Source organism: Psychrobacter pulmonis (assembly GCF_904846465.1).
GTDB lineage: Bacteria > Pseudomonadota > Gammaproteobacteria > Pseudomonadales > Moraxellaceae > Psychrobacter > Psychrobacter faecalis.
This window is the reverse complement of sequence record NZ_CAJHAT010000002.1, coordinates 1-18,931: the sequence shown is the minus strand read 5'-3', so window position 1 is coordinate 18,931 and position 18,931 is coordinate 1. Positions and strand designations below refer to the sequence as shown.

The 18,931-nt window shown below is 43.9% G+C and carries 14 protein-coding genes; 3 read left to right on the top strand and 11 right to left on the bottom strand.

Going from position 1 to position 18,931, the window contains the following annotated elements; all coding sequences use genetic code 11:
- Window positions 1–172: 172 nt before the first annotated feature.
- The 7 genes from JMX70_RS03785 to JMX70_RS03755 form a co-directional block, all read right to left on the bottom strand.
- Window positions 173–973, bottom strand: coding sequence for an SDR family NAD(P)-dependent oxidoreductase (locus JMX70_RS03785; protein ID WP_201589708.1), 801 nt, complete (start codon window positions 971–973; stop codon window positions 173–175).
- 140 nt (window positions 974–1,113) lie between these two features.
- Window positions 1,114–2,349: an NADH:ubiquinone reductase (Na(+)-transporting) subunit F gene (gene nqrF / locus JMX70_RS03780; protein ID WP_144297945.1), complete on the bottom strand. Its 1,236-nt coding sequence runs from the start codon at window positions 2,347–2,349 to the stop codon at window positions 1,114–1,116.
- Window positions 2,350–2,469: 120 nt separating this feature from the next.
- Window positions 2,470–3,078 carry an NADH:ubiquinone reductase (Na(+)-transporting) subunit E gene (gene nqrE / locus JMX70_RS03775; RefSeq protein ID WP_068404382.1) on the bottom strand — a complete coding sequence of 203 codons (609 nt, stop codon included), beginning with the start codon at window positions 3,076–3,078 and terminating at the stop codon, window positions 2,470–2,472.
- Entirely contained in the window at window positions 3,078–3,749 is a 672-nt protein-coding gene (locus JMX70_RS03770) for an NADH:ubiquinone reductase (Na(+)-transporting) subunit D (protein WP_068404384.1), read from the bottom strand. The genes nqrE and JMX70_RS03770 overlap by 1 nt, the downstream gene beginning before the upstream one ends.
- A 1-nt stretch (window position 3,750) precedes the next feature.
- Window positions 3,751–4,683 carry a Na(+)-translocating NADH-quinone reductase subunit C gene (locus JMX70_RS03765; protein WP_144297944.1) on the bottom strand — a complete coding sequence of 311 codons (933 nt, stop codon included), beginning with the start codon at window positions 4,681–4,683 and terminating at the stop codon, window positions 3,751–3,753.
- Window positions 4,664–5,899: an NADH:ubiquinone reductase (Na(+)-transporting) subunit B gene (locus JMX70_RS03760; protein WP_191692430.1), complete on the bottom strand. Its 1,236-nt coding sequence runs from the start codon at window positions 5,897–5,899 to the stop codon at window positions 4,664–4,666. Before JMX70_RS03760 ends, JMX70_RS03765 begins: the two co-directional genes overlap by 20 nt.
- Window positions 5,900–5,904: 5 nt before the next feature.
- Window positions 5,905–7,257: a Na(+)-translocating NADH-quinone reductase subunit A gene (locus JMX70_RS03755; protein ID WP_201589706.1), complete on the bottom strand. Its 1,353-nt coding sequence runs from the start codon at window positions 7,255–7,257 to the stop codon at window positions 5,905–5,907.
- 964 nt (window positions 7,258–8,221) lie between these two features.
- On the opposite strand from JMX70_RS03755, the gene hisA reads away from it, so the two are divergent.
- From hisA to JMX70_RS03740, 3 genes are all read left to right on the top strand, one after another.
- A complete protein-coding gene (gene hisA, locus JMX70_RS03750) occupies window positions 8,222–8,962 on the top strand; it encodes a 1-(5-phosphoribosyl)-5-[(5-phosphoribosylamino)methylideneamino]imidazole-4-carboxamide isomerase (protein ID WP_068408306.1) in 741 nt (246 codons plus the stop codon).
- Between the two features lie 202 nt (window positions 8,963–9,164).
- Entirely contained in the window at window positions 9,165–10,802 is a 1,638-nt protein-coding gene (locus tag JMX70_RS03745; protein ID WP_201589704.1) for a mechanosensitive ion channel domain-containing protein, read from the top strand.
- 119 nt (window positions 10,803–10,921) lie between these two features.
- Window positions 10,922–11,206, top strand: coding sequence for a hypothetical protein (locus JMX70_RS03740; protein WP_201589703.1), 285 nt, complete (start codon window positions 10,922–10,924; stop codon window positions 11,204–11,206).
- 152 nt (window positions 11,207–11,358) lie between these two features.
- Here JMX70_RS03740 and rnr read toward each other — a convergent pair whose 3' ends face one another.
- The 4 genes from rnr to thrS all read right to left on the bottom strand — a co-directional run bounded on the left by rnr (window position 11,359) and on the right by thrS (window position 18,005).
- Entirely contained in the window at window positions 11,359–13,668 is a 2,310-nt protein-coding gene (gene rnr, locus JMX70_RS03735) for a ribonuclease R (protein WP_201589701.1), read from the bottom strand.
- A gap of 149 nt (window positions 13,669–13,817) precedes the next feature.
- Window positions 13,818–15,062 (bottom strand): toxic anion resistance protein, encoded by a 1,245-nt coding sequence (locus JMX70_RS03730; protein ID WP_191692434.1) that lies wholly within the window; start codon window positions 15,060–15,062, stop codon window positions 13,818–13,820.
- A 481-nt stretch (window positions 15,063–15,543) separates the two neighbouring features.
- The gene (gene infC / locus JMX70_RS03725; RefSeq protein WP_144297936.1) at window positions 15,544–16,047 is read right to left on the bottom strand and encodes a translation initiation factor IF-3; all 504 of its coding nucleotides are present in this window, start codon (window positions 16,045–16,047) and stop codon (window positions 15,544–15,546) included.
- Window positions 16,048–16,070: 23 nt separating this feature from the next.
- Complete coding sequence (gene thrS, locus JMX70_RS03720) at window positions 16,071–18,005, bottom strand: threonine--tRNA ligase (RefSeq protein ID WP_201589700.1); 1,935 nt, start codon at window positions 18,003–18,005, stop codon at window positions 16,071–16,073.
- Window positions 18,006–18,931: the final 926 nt, after the last annotated feature.

Sequence of the window (18,931 nt, the reverse complement as noted above, 5' to 3'; positions counted from 1 at the left end):
TCACAGCTTGATAAAGCGAAGGGGTGAGTGGGGGCGTTAGTTTGCAGGTAATAAACTAAGCAAGCTAAGCGTCGCCTATTTTACACCCCTTGTTACCGATAAGGCCAATTTACGACTAACGTACGACTTAAATAACTACGACTCGAGAAGATACGATTGAACCTGCCTGTTTTTATTTAACCTGTGACTCACGAATAAGCTTATATAGCTTCGGCGGCGATAAACGATTGACTCTAGTGGCAAGCTTTTCTTTACTGCCAGCAACGATGACATATTCTTCACCCTTAGTCAGGGCTTTGACGACTTGCTTGGCAAAGGCGGTCGCAGTAAGACCTTTATTGGTGGCGTCATCCATTGTCCCTTGCGCACTACCATCACCAGTCAAGGCATTGATAGAAATATTGGTTTGAATAAACCCTGGGAATATGGTCGCGACCTCGATGCCTTGGTCATGCAATTCTGCGCGCAAGCTGTTTGCCCACATATGGATAGCGGCTTTGGCAGCACCATAAGCGCCGCGATATTGGGTACCCAGTAAACCTGCCACGCTCGATATCATGACCACTTTGCCGCCACCTTGCGCAATCATATCGGGCAATACCAGTCTGGTCAGCCGCGTTTGCGCGAAATAATCTATCTCCATCAGCTTACGTTCAACTTCCTCGGTCGTTTCCATGATAAGCGCGCGTTGACTGATGCCCGCATTATTAATCAACCAATCCACTTTTTCAGTTTTAGCCTTGATTGTTTTATAGGCTTCTTTTGCTTGCGCGGCATCGGCGATATCAAAGGGAACGACGATATGCTTTTTGCTGTTTTTGCAGCGATTTTTGACTGTCTCTAATTTAGCTTTATCACGGCCACTTAAAATAATGCTGGCACCACGTTTGGCAAAGGCAAGTGATAATGCTTCGCCGATACCGCTAGACGCGCCGGTAATCCAAATGGTCAAATCTTTCGCTTTGGTTTTCATAAGAATCCTTTCTGATTGAAAATGGTTTATTTAGCGCATAAAAAAAGAGCCTCCATTGAGACTCTTAATTTATCATATATTTTTAGCTTAACGATACTTGTTGAATAAATAGGTGTTATCAACCGATTTAAATAACTCGCTTAACCACCAAAATCATCAAGCATGATATTTTCATCTTCCACGCCCAAGCTGTGTAGCATGTCGATTACCGCCGCGTTCATCATCGGTGGCCCGCACATGTAGTATTCACAGTCTTCTGGGTTTGGATGGTCTTTAAGATAGTTTTCAAGCAGCACGTTATGGATAAAGCCGGTTGGACCTTCCCAATTGTCTTCAGGGAGAGGGTCAGACAAGGCCACATGCCACTCAAAGTTATCAAACTCTTCTTCTAGCTGATCATAATCTTCAACGTAGAACATCTCACGAATCGAGCGCGCGCCATACCAAAAGCTAATCTTACGCTTGGTATCTAAGCGTTTAAGCTGATCGAAAATGTGCGAGCGCATCGGTGCCATACCCGCACCACCACCGACGAAAATCATTTCAGCTTCGGTGTCTTTGGCAAAAAACTCACCATAAGGACCAGAAACCGTCACTTTATCGCCAGGGACGAGGCTAAATACCCAAGAGGACATTTTGCCCGGTGGTATACCGTCAGGGCCGCGAGGCGGTGGACTGGCGATACGGATATTAAACTTAATAATGCCTTTCTCGTCTGGATAGTTGGCCATTGAGTAAGCACGAATCACTGGCTCATCAACTTTTGACACATATTTGAAAATGTCGAACTTTTCCCAATCTTCGCGGTATTCTTCGTCAATCACAAAGTCTTTATAATGCACTTCATGCGGCGGCGCTTCTAACTGTACATAACCACCCGCACGGAAATTGACTTCCTCGCCTTCTGGAATTTTAAGCACCAATTCTTTAATAAAGGTGGCAACGTTATCGTTCGAGACAACTTCACATTCCCATTTCTGTACATCAAAAAACTCAGGGTCAATCTCAATTTTCATGTCTTGCTTTACCGCAACCTGACAGGCAAGACGCATGTGGTTACGGATTTCGCCTTGGGTAAAATACCCAGTTTCGGTGGGCAGGATAGAGCCGCCCCCTTCGATAACGCGGCAACGACACTGCGCACAGGTACCACCGCCACCACAGGCCGAAGATAAGAAAATACCTTCGCTTGCCAATGTTTGTAGCAGTTTTCCGCCCGCGGGTGTCACGACGTCATTATCGGGATTATCATTGATATGGATAGTAACATCGCCTGAACTGACCAATCTTGAGCGCGCTGCCAAAATAATGGCAACAAGACCCATGATGATCACGGTAAACATAGCAACGCCACCAATCGCCGTAGCGTAATCCATGGTAGGTATCCTTAATCTATGGAGTAGGGGAGCGAAAAAACGTCTTTGCGTTTTTTGAACCCCTACCGAATAAATGAATTAAATAGGTCAAAGTGCTAAATAGGGTTTAAGCTTAGCGGTTTAAATTGACATACCGCCGAAAGACATAAAGCCAAGTGACATCAGACCAACCGTGATAAAGGTAATACCAAGACCACGCAGCGGCGCTGGAATGTCTGAGTATTTTAGCTTTTCACGGATACCCGCCAAGGCGGTAATCGCCAATGCCCAACCAAAACCTGCGCCGACGCCGTATACCATCGATTCGCCAAAGTTATAATCACGCTCAACCATAAACAGTACGCCACCTAAAATGGCGCAGTTAACGGTAATCAGTGGCAAAAACACCCCAAGGGCGTTATACAGACTCGGGACGAACTTATCCAAGAACATCTCTAAAATCTGTACCACAGCGGCGATCAAACCAATATAACTGAGTAGGCCCAAAAAGCTTAAGTCGATATCAGGGAAACCTGCCCATGCCAGCGCACCATTTTTTAAGATGAACTGAAACAAAAGGTTATTTAGCGGTACGGTAATCGCCATCACGACGACCACAGCGACCCCAAGACCAATCGCGGTGGAGACCTTTTTTGATACCGCCAAAAAGGTACACATGCCTAAGAAGTAGGCCAGCGCCATATTCTCGATAAAGACCGAGGTTATAAATAAACTGACATAGTGTCCCATTAGTGACCGCCTCCTTGTGCCATGCCTTTAGATTGCGGCTTCATTACAAATTCAGCTTCTTCGACCTGTTCAGGTTTCCAAGTACGGATAATCACAATGAACAGAGCGATAATAAAGAACGCTGACGGTGGCAATAGTAATAGACCATTTGGTACGTACCAACCACCATCGTTAGCAGTTTGCAAAATGGTAATACCGAACCAACTGCCTGCGCCCAAAATCTCACGCACGCTCGCGACAAATAGCAGTACCGCCGAGTAACCAAGACCGTTACCAATACCGTCTAAAAAGCTTGGTACTGGTGGATTGCTCATGGCAAATGCTTCGGCACGGCCCATCACGATACAGTTGGTGATAATCAAACCAACGAATACCGACAAACCTTTACTGACGTCATAAGCGACCGCTTTTAAAATCTGGTCAACCACAATAACCAATGACGCAATAATCGTCATCTGCACAATAATACGAATGCTTGATGGGATTTGCTTACGGATAATAGAGATAAAAAAGCTTGAGAATGCCGTGACCAAGGTCAAAGCCACACTCATTACCAGCGCATTCGCCACACTGGTAGTAACCGCCAACGCCGAACAAATACCTAAGATTTGCAGGGCAATCGGGTTATTGTCAAAGATAGGCGAGGTTAAAATCGTTTTTGTATCAGCCATGTTATGCCTCCTTACCGTGTGCTGCTGGCACTACTGCGACCAGTTCGGTTGCGGGATGCGTCTGCTGTTGATGTAAGTTCTGACCCAGTTTTTTATACGGACTTTGACTGGCTTTGACTTCTGGATCCGCCACTGTTTTGCCGTTTTGTTCACGCAGCTGGTCTAAGTAAGGCTTATAGCCTTGCTCACCTAGCCAAAACTGAATCATGTTACTGACGCCGCGACCGGTTAAGGTTGCACCACTGATGCCATCTACCCAGTTGTCTTTTGGATTACCGGCTTTAGTCACACCTGTTGCAACTGCGCCGTTTTCATCATAAGAGTGAATGCCGCTCCACATGGCGCGCCACTCAGGCTCCTCGATACGAGCACCTAGACCTGGGGTTTCTTTATGCTCATAGAAACTGATTCCTTTGATGGTATTCATATCACTTTCAAGCGTTAAGAAACCATAAATCGTACCCCATAGACCATAGCCTTGAATCGGCAGCACCACCATTTCAGGCTGTCCAGCGTCATCACTTTTGACATAGACTTTGGCGTATTTAGGAACACGGCCGATACCAGCAGGGTCATTACCGCCCAAATCTTCGCTTAGCGCCTGATTTTTGGTCGCTTGACTGGCATCGTACGCATTGCGATCAGGAATGCCAGCGGCTTTTAGCGCGTCGTCATCGAGGTAATTGCCTTTATTAAGGTCAACGATTTTTACCTCAAAGTCTTTAAAACGCTCGGCCACATCTTCATTGGTATCAGACGCTGGGTCAAACATACCAGCGGCGACTAAGATATTTTTGTTACGGTCTAAGCGCGCGTTTTCAACTTGTGCTGGTTTCAAACCCACAGCCGCCGCTGAGACCAATACAGAGCACACCAAGCATAGCGTCAACGCCACGCTGATGGTTTTTGCATTATTACTTTTGGGCTTGGACATAACGAACCCTCCGTGCTGTTTGGCGCTTGATATTGGCTTGCGTCACAAAGTAATCAAATAATGGCGCAAATAAGTTGGCGAATAAAATGGCAAGCATGATGCCTTCTGGGAAGGCTGGGTTGACGACGCGAATGAGTACGGTCATAAAACCAATCAAAATACCATAAGCCCAGCGGCCTTTATTGGTGTGAGCAGCTGATACAGGGTCGGTTGCCATAAATACTGCACCAAAGGCAAAACCGCCGATGACTAAGTGCCAATAAAACGGCAGGCTCATCATCATATTGTCTTCAGAACCGACCATATTAAAGACTAGCGATGTGGCAATTAGCCCCACCACACAACCTGCCATGATGCGCCATGAGGCAATGCGCGTCCAAAGTAGAACCACTGCACCTAGCAAAATAGCCAGCGTCGATACTTCACCGATACTGCCTTGCATATTACCTAAGAAAGCATCCGTCCATGTGATGGCATTGCCATAAACATCAACGAAGTCTGCTGGGACGACGCCAAGCGCGGCAAGTCCAAGTGGCGTGGCTCCTGAGAAACCATCAACCGCCGTCCATACTGAGTCGCCTGACATATAAGCAGGGTAAGCAAAGTATAAGAACGCACGACCTGATAGGGCAGGGTTCAGGAAGTTTTTACCCGTACCGCCAAAGACTTCTTTTGCCACGACCACACCAAAGATAATACCTAAGGCAACTTGCCATAAAGGAATATCTGGTGGGAGACACAGCGCAAATAGCACAGAAGTCACAAAGAAACCTTCGTTAACTTCATGCCCGCGCACGACAGCAAAGATAATCTCACAGAGAATACCAACCGCAAAGGTGACGATATAAATCGGTAAGAACTGCATGGCTCCGTAGACAAAGCTTGCCCAGATACTGTCTGGATTGTAGCCCGCCATACTGGTGATAACGGTACGCCAGCCTTCAGGCTGTAAGCCAAGCTGCGCAATCGCTGTTAATGCTTGATGACCGATATTGTACATACCCCAAAACATCGCAGGGAAAGTACATAACCAAACGGTAATCATAATACGCTTAAGGTCGATACCGTCGCGTACGTGTGAGGATGCGTATGTCGTTGAGCCTGGTTGACGTAAAAACGTATCAAACATCTCAAAGATGGCGTAGTACTTTTCGTGTTTGCCACCCTTGGTGAAAGACGGCTCCATACGATCGAACATATTGTGTAAAAATTTCATCGTGGTTAGCCCTCCAGCTCAATGCGCGTTAAGTTGTCACGCAAAATATCGCCGAATTCATATTTGCCAGGAGATACAAAGGTGCATAATGCCAAATCTTCTTCGTCCAATTCAAGTACGCCCAAATCGACAGCGCTAACGATGTCTTCGACAATCAAAGCGCGCAGTAGCTGCGTTGGCAGATAGTCTTGCGGCATGACTTCTTCATAGACACCAATTGGCACCATCGCCCGCGGCGAGCCATTGCTCGAAGTGGTAAAGCTATATTTTTTACCACCAAAAAACTGCGAGATATAGATGGGCAATTTAGAGAAGCGATTGGCACCAGCGGTAAAGAAGTGAAACGCTGGACGTTCACGACCTTCGGTTAGCGCGCTGATTTGATTATGAAAGCGACCAAGATAATTGGTATTGCCAAACACTTTACGTCCCGATAAAACAGAACCTGAGATGATACGATTTTCACCCGCTGCAAGCTGACCTTTGGTCAATGCTGAGATATCTGCACCGCGCTCGGTGACCACCAAGTGCGGGTTTTTAACCGCAGGGCCAGCAAGACTAAGCATACGGCGCGTATATAAACGACCAGTAGTAAACAGCTTACCAATGGCAATCACGTCTTGATAACCAATCGTCCACACGGTCACGCCGCGCATAATTGGATGCAAAAAGTGAATGTGCGTGCCAGCCAGACCAGCAGGGTGTTTGCCAGCAAAGCTATGATACTCAGTGACATTATTAGCGGCCGTTTTGGCAACTGGCGTCAACTGGGCATCGCCGTGATGGCAGACAAAGGTCTTGGGGCTGAGGGTTGATAATACAGCAAGTCCGTCATTGAACGCTTGAAGCTGCTCATTAATCAGCAACATCGGGTCAAGCGCTAATGGATTGGTATCCATAGCGGTGACAAAGATAGCGTGCGGACGGGCACCAATATCGGGGGAGCGGCTATAAGGACGCGTACGAAATGCGGTCCATTCGCCAGAGGCAAGCAGTTGGGTTTCAACGACTTCAGAATCTAGGTCAGCAAGTTGCTGGGAGTCGTAGCGCTGAAATTCTACTTCTTCACCGTTTGGGTCGACCGCAATCACAAGACTTTCAAAAACACGACGCTCACCGCGATTAACGGCGACGACCTTACCAGCAGCAGGGGCAGTGTAGATAACGCCGACCCGTTTTTTGTCTTCAAAAACGGGCTGACCTTTAGCTACGATGTCGCCTTCTTTGACATTCATCGTGGGCTTCATGCCCACATAATCATAGCCAACGAGTGCTACATAGGCGGGTCTGTGCTCAGATATCTCGCGGGAGGGTTCACCAGTGATGGGTAAATCCAAACCTTTCTTGATGGTAATCATAAGCGAAAACTTAGTCCATAGTCTAAAACGATACCAGACGTCCTGTTTGGTATATCGGCAGCATGGATAACAGCGTCATCAATAAAGTGCTTTATCACTCCCAAAAAAGGGCGTAAAAAAGTGCTCTAGACATAACACATCATCATAACTACAAGTAAGAGTATTAACGCTGACCTTAGACTCCTTAACAACACGTTAATGTCTTATTCGAATGACCAAAGTGACGACTGGCTACCAAGGTGTATCGTAAAACTTACAAATCTAACCGCGTCCTCAACGAGGATGACAGTAGATAAAATACAGTTTTACCATACGATTTATTAAAATCTTAAAATTTGTCGTATCAGGAATCATAGGGTTATTAAAATTTACACAGCGCTATTCATTCGAGTGAATATAAATGAGGCATCAATGATTTGTTCATACTTTATGAAAGCTGTCTTTGTGAAAGCTATCTAAGTGCTGGTTAATGACCTATGATTACAGGGTAAACTCAATTACTTGATAAGCTCAGCATTAATTTAGTGCTAATGCGGTGCTCATATTTACCTTATGCTGATTGCAATCGTCAATAGGTAGCAGACGATTAGGTTTTATCATACAAATACAAATTTACCTAGGATTATACGCTAAACTGACCTAAAATTGCCAGTTGGTAAATGAATTTACCTAATGTTACGAGTGATTCCTTCAGCTAAAACTTATGGTTATGGTTGTGATTACGGTGATGGGTTCTTTATCATTTTTTAACCAAACTTTAATTCGTATTCTCATTTACCACTGCCATTTTTAATATTTAATCAATTTTCCCTAATAGCTGCTTTTAATTTGCTATGCTAAATAAATTTTACGTAGTCGCCCTTTGATGGGCTTGGATACTTTTTTTACTTTTGAATTTTTCTTATTCATATTGTTATTATTCAACTATTTTTAATCGCTGATATCGTTTTATAAGGAATGCTGTATGTGTGCTGTCCCTGTCATTATCCCCGCTATCGATTTAAAAGATGGTAAATGTGTGCGTTTAAAACAAGGTCGTATGGAAGACGATACGGTATTTTCTGATGATCCAGTCGCTATGGCGGCGCGTTGGGTCAATGAAGGCGCGCGTCGCTTACATTTGGTCGATTTAAATGGCGCTTTTGATGGCATCCCAGTACACAAACAAGTGGTCAACGACATTGCCAAAGCTTTCCCCAAGCTGCCGATTCAATTGGGCGGCGGTGTGCGCAATATGAAAACCATCGAGCAATATATTAGCGCAGGTTTGACCTACATTATTATTGGTACCAAAGCCGTGGAAGATCCTGACTTTGTGACCGAAGCTTGCCGCGAGTTTGCTGGACACATTATTGTCGGTATCGATGCCAAAGATGGCATGGTTGCCACGCACGGTTGGGCAAACGTGACCGATACCAAAGCCACCGAGCTTGCCAAGCGTTTCGCTGATGTTGGCGTATCGTCAATCGTTTATACCGATATCGCTCGTGATGGCATGATGCAAGGCGTCAATGTCGAGCAAACGGTTAATTTAGCGCGTGAAGGCGGCTTGCCGGTGATTGCGTCAGGCGGCGTCACCGATATGAAAGACATTGAATTGCTAAAACCTTATGGTGACTGTATCGAAGGGATTATCACTGGCCGCGCGATTTACGAAGGCACCTTAGACTTGGGTGAGGCGCAGCTTTATCTAGATGGTAAATAGTTTTTAGTCGCCATGTCCAGAGAGCGTTATTGGAAATGTGATATAAAGCTAGAATAATAAAGGGATACTTATGGCAGCGTATGTTGACCAGCCTCAATTACGTAGGCTACACAGGTTAAGCCAGCGCCAGTCGCGTATAACGATAAACGTCTACGCTCAGCTGTTATTGCTATTAAGTATCTTTTTAAGTGTTCTTTTAAGCATGCCAACTTATGCGGCTACAGACAGCAGCACAAGTGAGAGTATTATACTCAATAATGAGGCTACTGAAGATAGTACAGCTGACAGTGGGACCAGCGCTCAGACGCCTAACGCCCCAGCTATAAACGCCCCACCTGCCAATGAGCCAAATAATAGTCTAAATAGTGCCATCACTATTACCCCTGCTACGCCAAGTACTTCTGACACTGCGCCCGCGCCAGTTGAAAAACCGCCAGTTATCAGCGGTGAAAGTACTAATAATGCCCAAATCGAAACCACGCCAACGCCGTTAAAAGACAATGATATCCAGCAACGTATCAGTGGTATTTTTTCAGAAATTGACGGCTTGCAAGCAGTAAGTGTCAGCGTCAACCAAGGGGTTGTAACCTTAACCGGTGAGACGCCTAACGAGAAAAAAGCCCAGCAAGCGATTAATCTGACCAATCGCTTAACCGACGTGGTGACGGTAGAAGATAGAATCAATCGCACCCTTGATGTGCAGGATAATGTCTCGACTGTTTATCAGAGTCTCAAAGCGCAAACCAAAAACCTAGTCAAAGCGTTGCCGCTACTACTCGTAGGGATTGTTTTATTTGCCTTAGTGACGTGGTTTGGCAGTTGGTTATCCAATCGACAAAAAATGTGGCAACGTCTTACGCCAAATCCCTTTATCGCAGAGTTACTTGCCCAAACCGTTAAAGTCATCTTTATCACTTTCGGTCTTATCTTAGCGTTAAGTTTGATTGGTGCTGAGACTATCTTGGGCACGCTGCTTGGTGGGGCAGGTGTTATTGGTATCGCCGTTGGTTTTGCCGTCAAAGACACCATTGAGAACTATATTGCCTCGCTCATGCTCAGTATCCGCCAACCGTTTCGCGCCCGCGACCATATTTTGATTAACAATCAAGAAGGCATCGTGGTGCGCCTAACCTCACGCGCGACGATTTTGATGACCTTAGATGGTAACCAATTACGGATTCCCAATGCCGAAGTCTTTAAAGCGACGATTTTAAATTACACCAAAAACCCCGAGCGCCGTTTTACCTTTGAGCTCGGGGTTGATGCCAACGATGACCCACTTGCTGCGATCAAGGTAGGTATCGATGCCATCTGTCAGCTGGGATTTGCCTTAGATAAGCCAAAAGTCACGGCGGTTATCAAAGAAGTCGGCGAATCAAACATCGTTTTACAGTTCCAAGTATGGGTCAATCAATTGGAGGCAGATTTCTCCAAAGCCCGCAGTATCGCCATTCGCGAAACTAAGCATGCCTTAGAAGATGAAGGTTTTACTTTACCCGAGCCCATTTATCAGTTGCGCTTTAACCATAAGCTAGAAAAAGCCTTTGAGCATTTCCAAAGCAGTCAAACGAACGATAAATCCCCAGCGGAAACGACGGTAATGCCGCACATTTCTGCAACTGATAAAGCGTCTGATGAATCTTCTCCCACTGGCACTAGCATTGAAAATAAAGATAAAAAACAAGCAAAGGCGCGAGCCAAGCATATCTTACAAGGTCGCAATGCCGACGAAGTACTCGATGCGCGTCCTGACCAGAAACTAATGGAAAAAGTTGAGCAAGAAATTGCCGAAAATTCAGATGAAACCGACTTATTAAGTAACAATAGTCCGCAAGAATAGCCCACAAGAGTGGCGTTGAAGATTACCTATTAAAAAATGATTACTAACTATAAAAGTCGGCATAAAAAATGCAACGAAACGTCTATCTACCTTTTATCGACATAGACGAGATATTTTTTATGCAAATCAAACATCTGATTATTTTTGCTTTGGCTGGTATCGTTATTCTCGCAGGGTTTAATATGATCAGCGGCAGTCAACGTGAAAAAAATAGAGAAGCGTTGACCGCTAGTAGTGTCGCAGAACAAACTGACATTAACGTAGCTGAGGGTAATACTTCAGATATCGCAAGTCAGCCGTTAGGGCAGCAGCCAAAAGCTATTCTTGATAAAGCAAGCACGCAGATAGAACAAGCGGAGCAGGTCAGTCAACAACGCAGCGAGCAAATCGCTAATACGCAATAGTTGTGCATTACTGTGAGTTATTGATACTAAGAGTTATAAGGTTTAAACATGCTGCATTTTGATATAGCCATTTAAGTAGCTACTTTTTAATGAGCAAAAAAAAGACTAACGATAATGTTAGTCTTTTTTTTAATCTTAACATTTAAGCAGCGTTAGCTTTTTTTGCTGGTGCCTTTACCACGGCTGCTGCTTCTTTTAGAAGTAGTTTTATTCGCCGAAGTTTTGTTAGCAGAACTCTTGCTGGCCGAATTGTTCTTTGGCTGATCACGTTTGGTTTGATTCATTTGGCTTGCTTGTAGCTTAGCTTTAAGATCAAAGTCGATTTGTAGCAGGTCCATATTAACGCCCGCTACTTTTACGCGAACCAAGTCGCCAAGCCCAAATACCGTGCCTCTGTCTTTACCGATAAGCTGCTGTTGCTGCTCATCATAGACAAAGAAGTCGTCGCCAACGTTGGAGATGTGCACGAGACCATCGATATATAAGTCGGTCAAAGTCACAAATAAACCGAAGCTCGTCACAGTCGTTACTACACCATCGAACTCTTCGCCGACATGATCTTTCATATAATGACATTTGAGCCAAGATTCCACGTAACGCGATGCTTTTTCGGCGCGGCGCTCGGTATCTGAGGTTTGCGTGCCAGCCTCTTCAAGCGAGAAATCCATTACTGGCTGCTGGCTATTAGTCACTTTCGCTTTAATCGCGCGATGCAGCATTAAATCAGGATAGCGGCGAATCGGCGAGGTAAAGTGGCTATATTCATCATAAGCCAAACCAAAGTGACCGATGTTGTCAGGCGCATAGTTCGCTTGCATCATCGAGCGTAGCAGCATGCTGTGGATGCTAATGGCGTCAGGACGGTCTTTGGTTGCTTCGATGATACGCTGATAATCTGCTTGCGTTGGGCTTTCTTCTGGAAAGCTTAAGCCAAAGTTTTTGGCATATTCATGAATGCGCATTGACTTTTCGCTATCAGGCTTATCGTGGTTACGATATAAGACAGGCAACTCATGTTTTAGGGCAAAGTTTGCTGCACAGGTATTGGCAAGCAGCATACATTCTTCGATAAGCTTTTGCGCATCGCCGCGCGTACGCGGTAAAATCGCTTCGATGCCACCTTTTTCATTAAACTTAATATACGTTTCGACTGTTTCAAACTCCATGGCATGGCGTTCTTCACGTTTTTTTAGCAGCAGCTCATACAATTGATGTAAGGTATCGACCGATTTTTTAACATCTTTATTAGCCGTTAATGATTCAGGGACGCTCTTATCTTTTGGATTGGCAAGGTAAGCATTTACTTGGTTATAAGTCAGGCGCGCCTGTGAGTGCATAACGCCCGGATAAAACTCATACCCTGTGACTTTACCAGCACGCGATATCTTGATATCGGCAACCATACAGAGACGGTCAAGGTTAGGATTCAATGAGCATAGGCCATTAGACAGGACTTCTGGCAACATCGGAATCACACGATGCGGAAAATACACTGACGTGCCGCGCTCGTAAGCATCTTTATCAAGTGGCGAGTTTGGCGTGACATAATAACTGACGTCAGCAATCGCCACCAACACCCGATAGTTACCGCCCGAGCGTTTTTCGGCGAATACTGCATCATCAAAGTCGCGCGCGTCTTCACCATCAATAGTAATTAAGGGTAAATCACGTAAGTCTGTCCGACCTTTCAAGTCTTTTTCAGTCGGCTCTTGATAGCTATTGGCCTGCTGTAGCGCGGCTTCGCTAAAGTCTGACGGGATATCATAGTTGAGTAGAGTCGTCTCAATAATCAATTCACGGTCATTATCATCAGATAGCACTTCAGTGATTTTACCGGTGGCAAATTCGTGTTGGTTTGGCCAATCGATAATATCGACTTTGACTGGCGCACCTTGTTTGGCGTTCAATGCTTGCACGTTTTCTTCAGTGACGGTAATCGGCTGATGGTTATTTGGGCTACCAAGCTCAACGCAATAACCTTCTTCATCGTGCGCCAATGTACCAATAAAGTTGTTTTGGCGACGTTCAACGATATCCACAATACGCCCTTCGGTACGACCACGATTATCTGTAGAGGTACCAACCGCTTGTACGGTATCGCCATTAAATACCCAGCGCATCTGCTTTTCATGCAAAAACAAATCAGGCATATCACTCAATATTACGAAGCCAAAGCCTTTAGGGTGAGCTGACACGGTGCCAGTGACGATATCGTGTTCGGTTACAGTACGATAGCGATAAGGACGCCCGTCGCGGTTTACTTGCCCATCGCGCGCCATTGCCTTTAGACGATTGCCTAAAGCGTCAAATTGGTCAGGGTCATCAATATTAAAGGCTTTTGCCAATTGTTGATGCGTGACTTCACCGTATTCATTAATCGTACTGAGTATCAGTTCGCGACTAGGAATAGGATTGACGTATTTTTGTGCCTCACTCGAGGCGTTTGGATCATTCCAACTCATAAATTACCGTATCTATTTTTTAAAATTATTAATAAGTGCTATCTTAACACGAACGACGCTGCAATATCTTCGGTCAATTGTTTTATGTGTATCAGATAGCAAGTAGCTGCTAGCTTGTATCGATAAGAGCCTTCGACATGCGAGCTCAATCAAATATCAATATCGACCGTATTTGATTGATTGGTTATCTTTTTAGTATTTAACTCTTTCGACACTTCAAGGACAGTCGTTTGATTCGACTTATCGAGATATTTCTGTGCTTTATCAACCTCGGCTGTCAGAGTATTGACCGTTTGTTTCATATTCTCTAGCGCCTCGATTTTATAATTGCTAATCATATCCATCGTCTCATAGACGTTATTGAAGGCGTTTTGGAGTTTATCAAGCTCAATCGTGCTACTGGTTGCCTGCTCGTGAATTTCAAGTGACTGACGTTTGAGCATCGCAGAGGTCGATTCAATCAAGCTGCTGGTGGTTTTATTTAACGCGGTGATTTGATCGAGTACCAGTTTTTGATTGGTCATCGCCTGAGCAACCACCACTGCGGTACGTAACGCCGAGATAGTCGTCGTCGTCGCGCGATCCACACCTTTAATCAGCTCTAGGTTGTTTTTGCGAATGGTATCAAGAGCCAAGTAGCCTTGTACGTTTACCGCCAATTGCGTTAAAAAGTCAGTATTTTTTTGCCGTACATAAAACAGCATTTCTTCTTTAATAATACGCGCTTTTTCGGGGTCAGTAGCTTCAACGGCATAAACCTTTTGTTCAAGCTGCTCATCGATTTTTTTACCCACATAAATATATTGGCGAATCGATTGCATCAGCTCCCACATATTGACTTTTTCTTGCTCAATCATAGCATTGTCTTTGAGCAGCTCGTCTTTACCGTTATAGAGGCTGGTCACTACAGCGTTGATATGTGATTGCGCTGACTCGTATTGACGGAAATAATCTTGCACTTTGTTACCAAATGGAATCAGACCGAAGAGCTTACGTGAGCTGGTCAGCTCTTTTTTGCTCGGATCCAAATCTTCAACAATACCGCGCAGCTCAGTCAATGATTTGGCAATAGGTGAGTTATCAAACAAACTGTCATTGAGACTTTTTGCTGGCAAATCGAGCATACGGTTCGACACTTGCGCCGACTCACGAATTTCTTTATTGCCCAAATTGTGAATAGATTGCACGTTTTGTTGAAACTCAGCGCTGTGTACTGAGTTGTTAATCACGTGATCGACAAAGGCATCGACTTTAGCATCAAGTTCAGGGATGTGGCTTTCGTCCAGTTTCACCATTTGATCCGCTTCACTTTTTTGAATCTCTTTCACCGGTTCAGGAGCAGTTAAGGTGATGCTAGGCGTTGAGGCGTTTTCAGGTGGGGTCAATTCTTGCATAAAATTTCCTATAATATCTAAAAATGGAATTCTTTACCGACGACGTTATTTATCAATGACACTATTTATTGACTATTAATTGTCATTAACTATTCATTGTTAATGAATAACAGTTTTCGCTTAGCACTTTTATAGTCGTGGTTTCAATTGTTTTTATTACCCAATAATTTTTATTCGAATGAGATATGTGTGATGAGACAATCTTTAGATTAACTGGTAATGAAAAGGTTGAGAAGATGGGTTTTGTAAACTGAGTTTTATAAAGCATTTATAGAGGAATTTGGCTTATCGTGCTTAGCTTTTTTATATTTAATGCGCGTATTCAGCAATAAATATGAAAAAACCATCAATATCCCGGAGTATATTGATGGTTAAGAGTATAACTATCTATAATAACAAGCTGTCTGTGTTAGTTAATTGATTATATTAACTAACCATCACATCAATTTACAGCCACTACTCGCTATAATCCACAGGTGGATTATTTTTTCTTAGTAGGCCCAAGCAGCATACCCATTTGACGGCCTTCCATCTTAGGATACTGTTCGACGTTTGAGATATCAGCGGTATCTTCAATGATACGATCAAGTTGTTTGCGTCCAATCTCTTGATGCGCCATTTCGCGACCACGGAAACGGATACTGATTTTAACTTTATCTTGGTTTTCCAAGAAGCTGACGATTTTTTTCAGCTTAACTTGATAATCCGCCTCTTCAGTACTAGGACGTAGCTTCATCTCTTTGAGCTGGGTCTGTTTTTGGTTCTTCTTCGCTTCTTTCGCTTTCTGCTTTTGATCATAGAGGAAATGTTTATAATCCATGATTTTGCATACTGGCGGCTTGGCTTCAGGAACCAATTCGACCAAATCTAGGTTTTCATCACGCGCCGCTTTCATCGCGGTTTCGATATCGACCACGCCCATTTGCTCGCCATCTTCTTTAACCAAACGGACTTCTTTAGCATTGATATCTTCGTTGATGTTCAAACGGTTTGACTGTTTAATAGGTATTACTCCTCATCTGTTTTTGGGGTCTGTCGGCCTTTTTTGCTGACAGCAGTCTGTACTAAGCTAATAAATTCTGCAACACTCATGACGCCGAGGTTTTCACCTTCACGAGTTCGGACGTTGACACTGCCCGTTTCGACCTCTTTATCCCCTAATACTAGCATATAGGGAACGCGTTCTAATGTTTTCTCTCGTATCTTAAATCCAATCTTTTCGTTACGCAAGTCACTCGTCGCTCGCAAACCTGCATTTTTCAGCTCACGAACCACATTTTCACAAGCATCGGCTTGTTTATCAGTGATATTCATCACCGCTACTTGTTGCGGCGCAAGCCATACAGGCATCCAACCGGCGTAGTTTTCAATCAAAATACCAATGAAGCGCTCAAACGAGCCTAAGATTGCACGGTGCAGCATAATTGGGGTTTCGCGCTCATTTTGCTCATTGACAAATTCAGCATCAAGGCGCTCAGGCATATTTGGATCAACCTGAATCGTACCGCATTGCCACACGCGACCCAATGAATCCTTTAGACTAAACTCAATCTTCGGACCATAAAATGCGCCTTCACCCGGTAGATATTCCCAATCAAGACCTGAGCTATCTAGGGCATCTGCCAAGGCTTTTTCGGCAAAATCCCATGATTCATCGCTACCAACGCGTTTTTCAGGACGGGTTGAGAGCTTCATAAGGATATTATCAAAACCAAAGTCTTCATACACCGCAAGGGTAAGCTTAATAAAATCCGCGACTTCTTGCTGAATTTGCGCTTGCGTACAAAATATATGCGCATCATCTTGCGTGAAACCACGTACACGCATCAAACCATGCAATGAACCAGATGGTTCGTTACGATGGCACGAGCCAAACTCCGCCATACGTAGCGGCAGCTCACGGTAAGACTTTAAGCCTTGGTTAAATACTTGCACGTGACACGGGCAGTTCATTGGTTTTACTGCATAATCACGGTTTTCGCTCGAAGTGGTAAACATATTGGTGGCATAGTTGCCCCAATGGCCTGAACGTTCCCACAAGCTGCGATCGACGATTTGCGGCGTTTTGATTTCCTCATAACCATGGTCATGCTGCACTTTACGCATATATTGCTCAAGTACTTGATAAATCGTCCAACCATTGGCATGCCAAAACACCATGCCCGGCGCTTGCTCTTGCATATGAAACAGATTTAACGCTTTACCAATCTTACGATGGTCACGTTTTTCTGCCTCTTCAATACGTTGGATATAGGCTTTTAAATCTTTTTTATCTGCCCACGCCGTACCATAGATACGTTGTAGCTGTTCGTTCTTAGCATCACCGCGCCAATAAGCGCCTGACATTTTGGTCAGTTTAAATACTTTTAAGAAGCGCGTATTTGGCACGTGTGGACCACGGCACATATCGACATATTCTTGATGATGATATAGACCAAAGGCTTCTTCACCCGGCATGTCATTAATCAATTTCAGCTTATAATCTTCGCCGCGTTCTTCAAAAATCTTAATCACTTCATCGCGAGGGGTCATTTTTTTGATGACGTCATAATCTTGCTTAATCAGCTCCATCATGCGTTTTTCAATTTTTTCCATGTGCTCAGGCGTAAATGGCGTCTCACTATAGATGTCATAATAAAAGCCATCTTCGATAACAGGACCGATGACCATTTTTACGTCAGGATAAAGCTGTTTTACCGCATGACCTAACAAGTGGGCACATGAGTGGCGAATGATATCGACGCCGTCAGCGTCTTTTGGCGTCACGATTTCAACTTTTGCATCGGCAACGATAGGGTCGTGGGCATCTACTAAATGGCCATCAACGCGTCCCGCGACCGTCGCCTTCGCCAAGCCCGCTCCAATACTTTGCGCCACTTCCATGACCGTTGTATTGCCTTCAAAGTTTTTTACGCTACCATCAGGTAAAGTAATCGCTACCATAATCTATTCACCTTTTTGGGTCCGTTGGCAGTGATGATTGCAACCATCAATCATATAACCGTAAGACCACGTCAATTATATCTAACCGCTATAATATGTCGGATATGTTGTAAGAAATGGGCATTAACCACAAACACTGCGCTAAAATTTATCTTATATATTATGCTAATTAAGTAGCCATTTAATAACTGTTCATCCAATCGCTATAATATAATATAGAATAAGTTGCTTGTTAATAAGAATAATTAGGAGTGCCATGCAGTAATGTCATAAAAGCCGCTATTATAGCAAACGCTGCCTATTAACACTAGACAGCTGCGGCGCGGTAAGCTTCCCTATATAGGTACGCTTAATGTCAATATCAATAGTGTTGAATATATACCTATATAAGCCCAGTAATATAATGCATGGTTTATAAATGTCCAATTGAGCTTACTAATAAGCTTCGTAGCAAATAATAATTAAACATTAAGACATGTCTAGAGAATAATCCTCTTTGGTTTTATATATGTTTTTTACTAAGTTATTGAAAAATATGGTTTGTTATGTGTTTTCTAAAATTAATTAAAAAATCTATCGAAAAGCAGTTGACACCCAGCTCAAAGCGTCTATAATACGCACCTCATTAGGGAGAACCGGAATAGCTTATATGTGAATTACATATAACCAACCTGGCTAACCCATTGAAACAAATTATAAAAAAGCTTGACAAACCAAATCATCATGATATGATAGTCGGCTCGCTAGATAGGATAAGTTCTTATACTTAAACAAACTAGCAAAGAGAAATACCCTATATATCAACTACTGGACGACAGTAGCTTGACACTATTTAAAAGCATAACTAAAGAACAACTTGTGTGGATTTTTGCTGATTCAGAATGCTAAAAAATAAAGTTGGTTGAAACTTCTTTTCGGAGTTCCTT

Coding starts and splice junctions, on each gene's coding strand:
- JMX70_RS03785 (WP_201589708.1), bottom strand. CDS start 973: ATGAAAACCAAAGCGAAAGATTTGACCATTTGGATTACCGGCGCGTCT.
- nqrF (WP_144297945.1), bottom strand. CDS start 2,349: ATGGATTACGCTACGGCGATTGGTGGCGTTGCTATGTTTACCGTGATC.
- nqrE (WP_068404382.1), bottom strand. CDS start 3,078: ATGGGACACTATGTCAGTTTATTTATAACCTCGGTCTTTATCGAGAAT.
- JMX70_RS03770 (WP_068404384.1), bottom strand. CDS start 3,749: ATGGCTGATACAAAAACGATTTTAACCTCGCCTATCTTTGACAATAAC.
- JMX70_RS03765 (WP_144297944.1), bottom strand. CDS start 4,683: ATGTCCAAGCCCAAAAGTAATAATGCAAAAACCATCAGCGTGGCGTTG.
- JMX70_RS03760 (WP_191692430.1), bottom strand. CDS start 5,899: ATGAAATTTTTACACAATATGTTCGATCGTATGGAGCCGTCTTTCACC.
- JMX70_RS03755 (WP_201589706.1), bottom strand. CDS start 7,257: ATGATTACCATCAAGAAAGGTTTGGATTTACCCATCACTGGTGAACCC.
- hisA (WP_068408306.1), top strand. CDS start 8,222: ATGTGTGCTGTCCCTGTCATTATCCCCGCTATCGATTTAAAAGATGGT.
- JMX70_RS03745 (WP_201589704.1), top strand. CDS start 9,165: ATGCCAACTTATGCGGCTACAGACAGCAGCACAAGTGAGAGTATTATA.
- JMX70_RS03740 (WP_201589703.1), top strand. CDS start 10,922: ATGCAAATCAAACATCTGATTATTTTTGCTTTGGCTGGTATCGTTATT.
- rnr (WP_201589701.1), bottom strand. CDS start 13,668: ATGAGTTGGAATGATCCAAACGCCTCGAGTGAGGCACAAAAATACGTC.
- JMX70_RS03730 (WP_191692434.1), bottom strand. CDS start 15,062: ATGCAAGAATTGACCCCACCTGAAAACGCCTCAACGCCTAGCATCACC.
- thrS (WP_201589700.1), bottom strand. CDS start 18,005: ATGGTAGCGATTACTTTACCTGATGGTAGCGTAAAAAACTTTGAAGGC.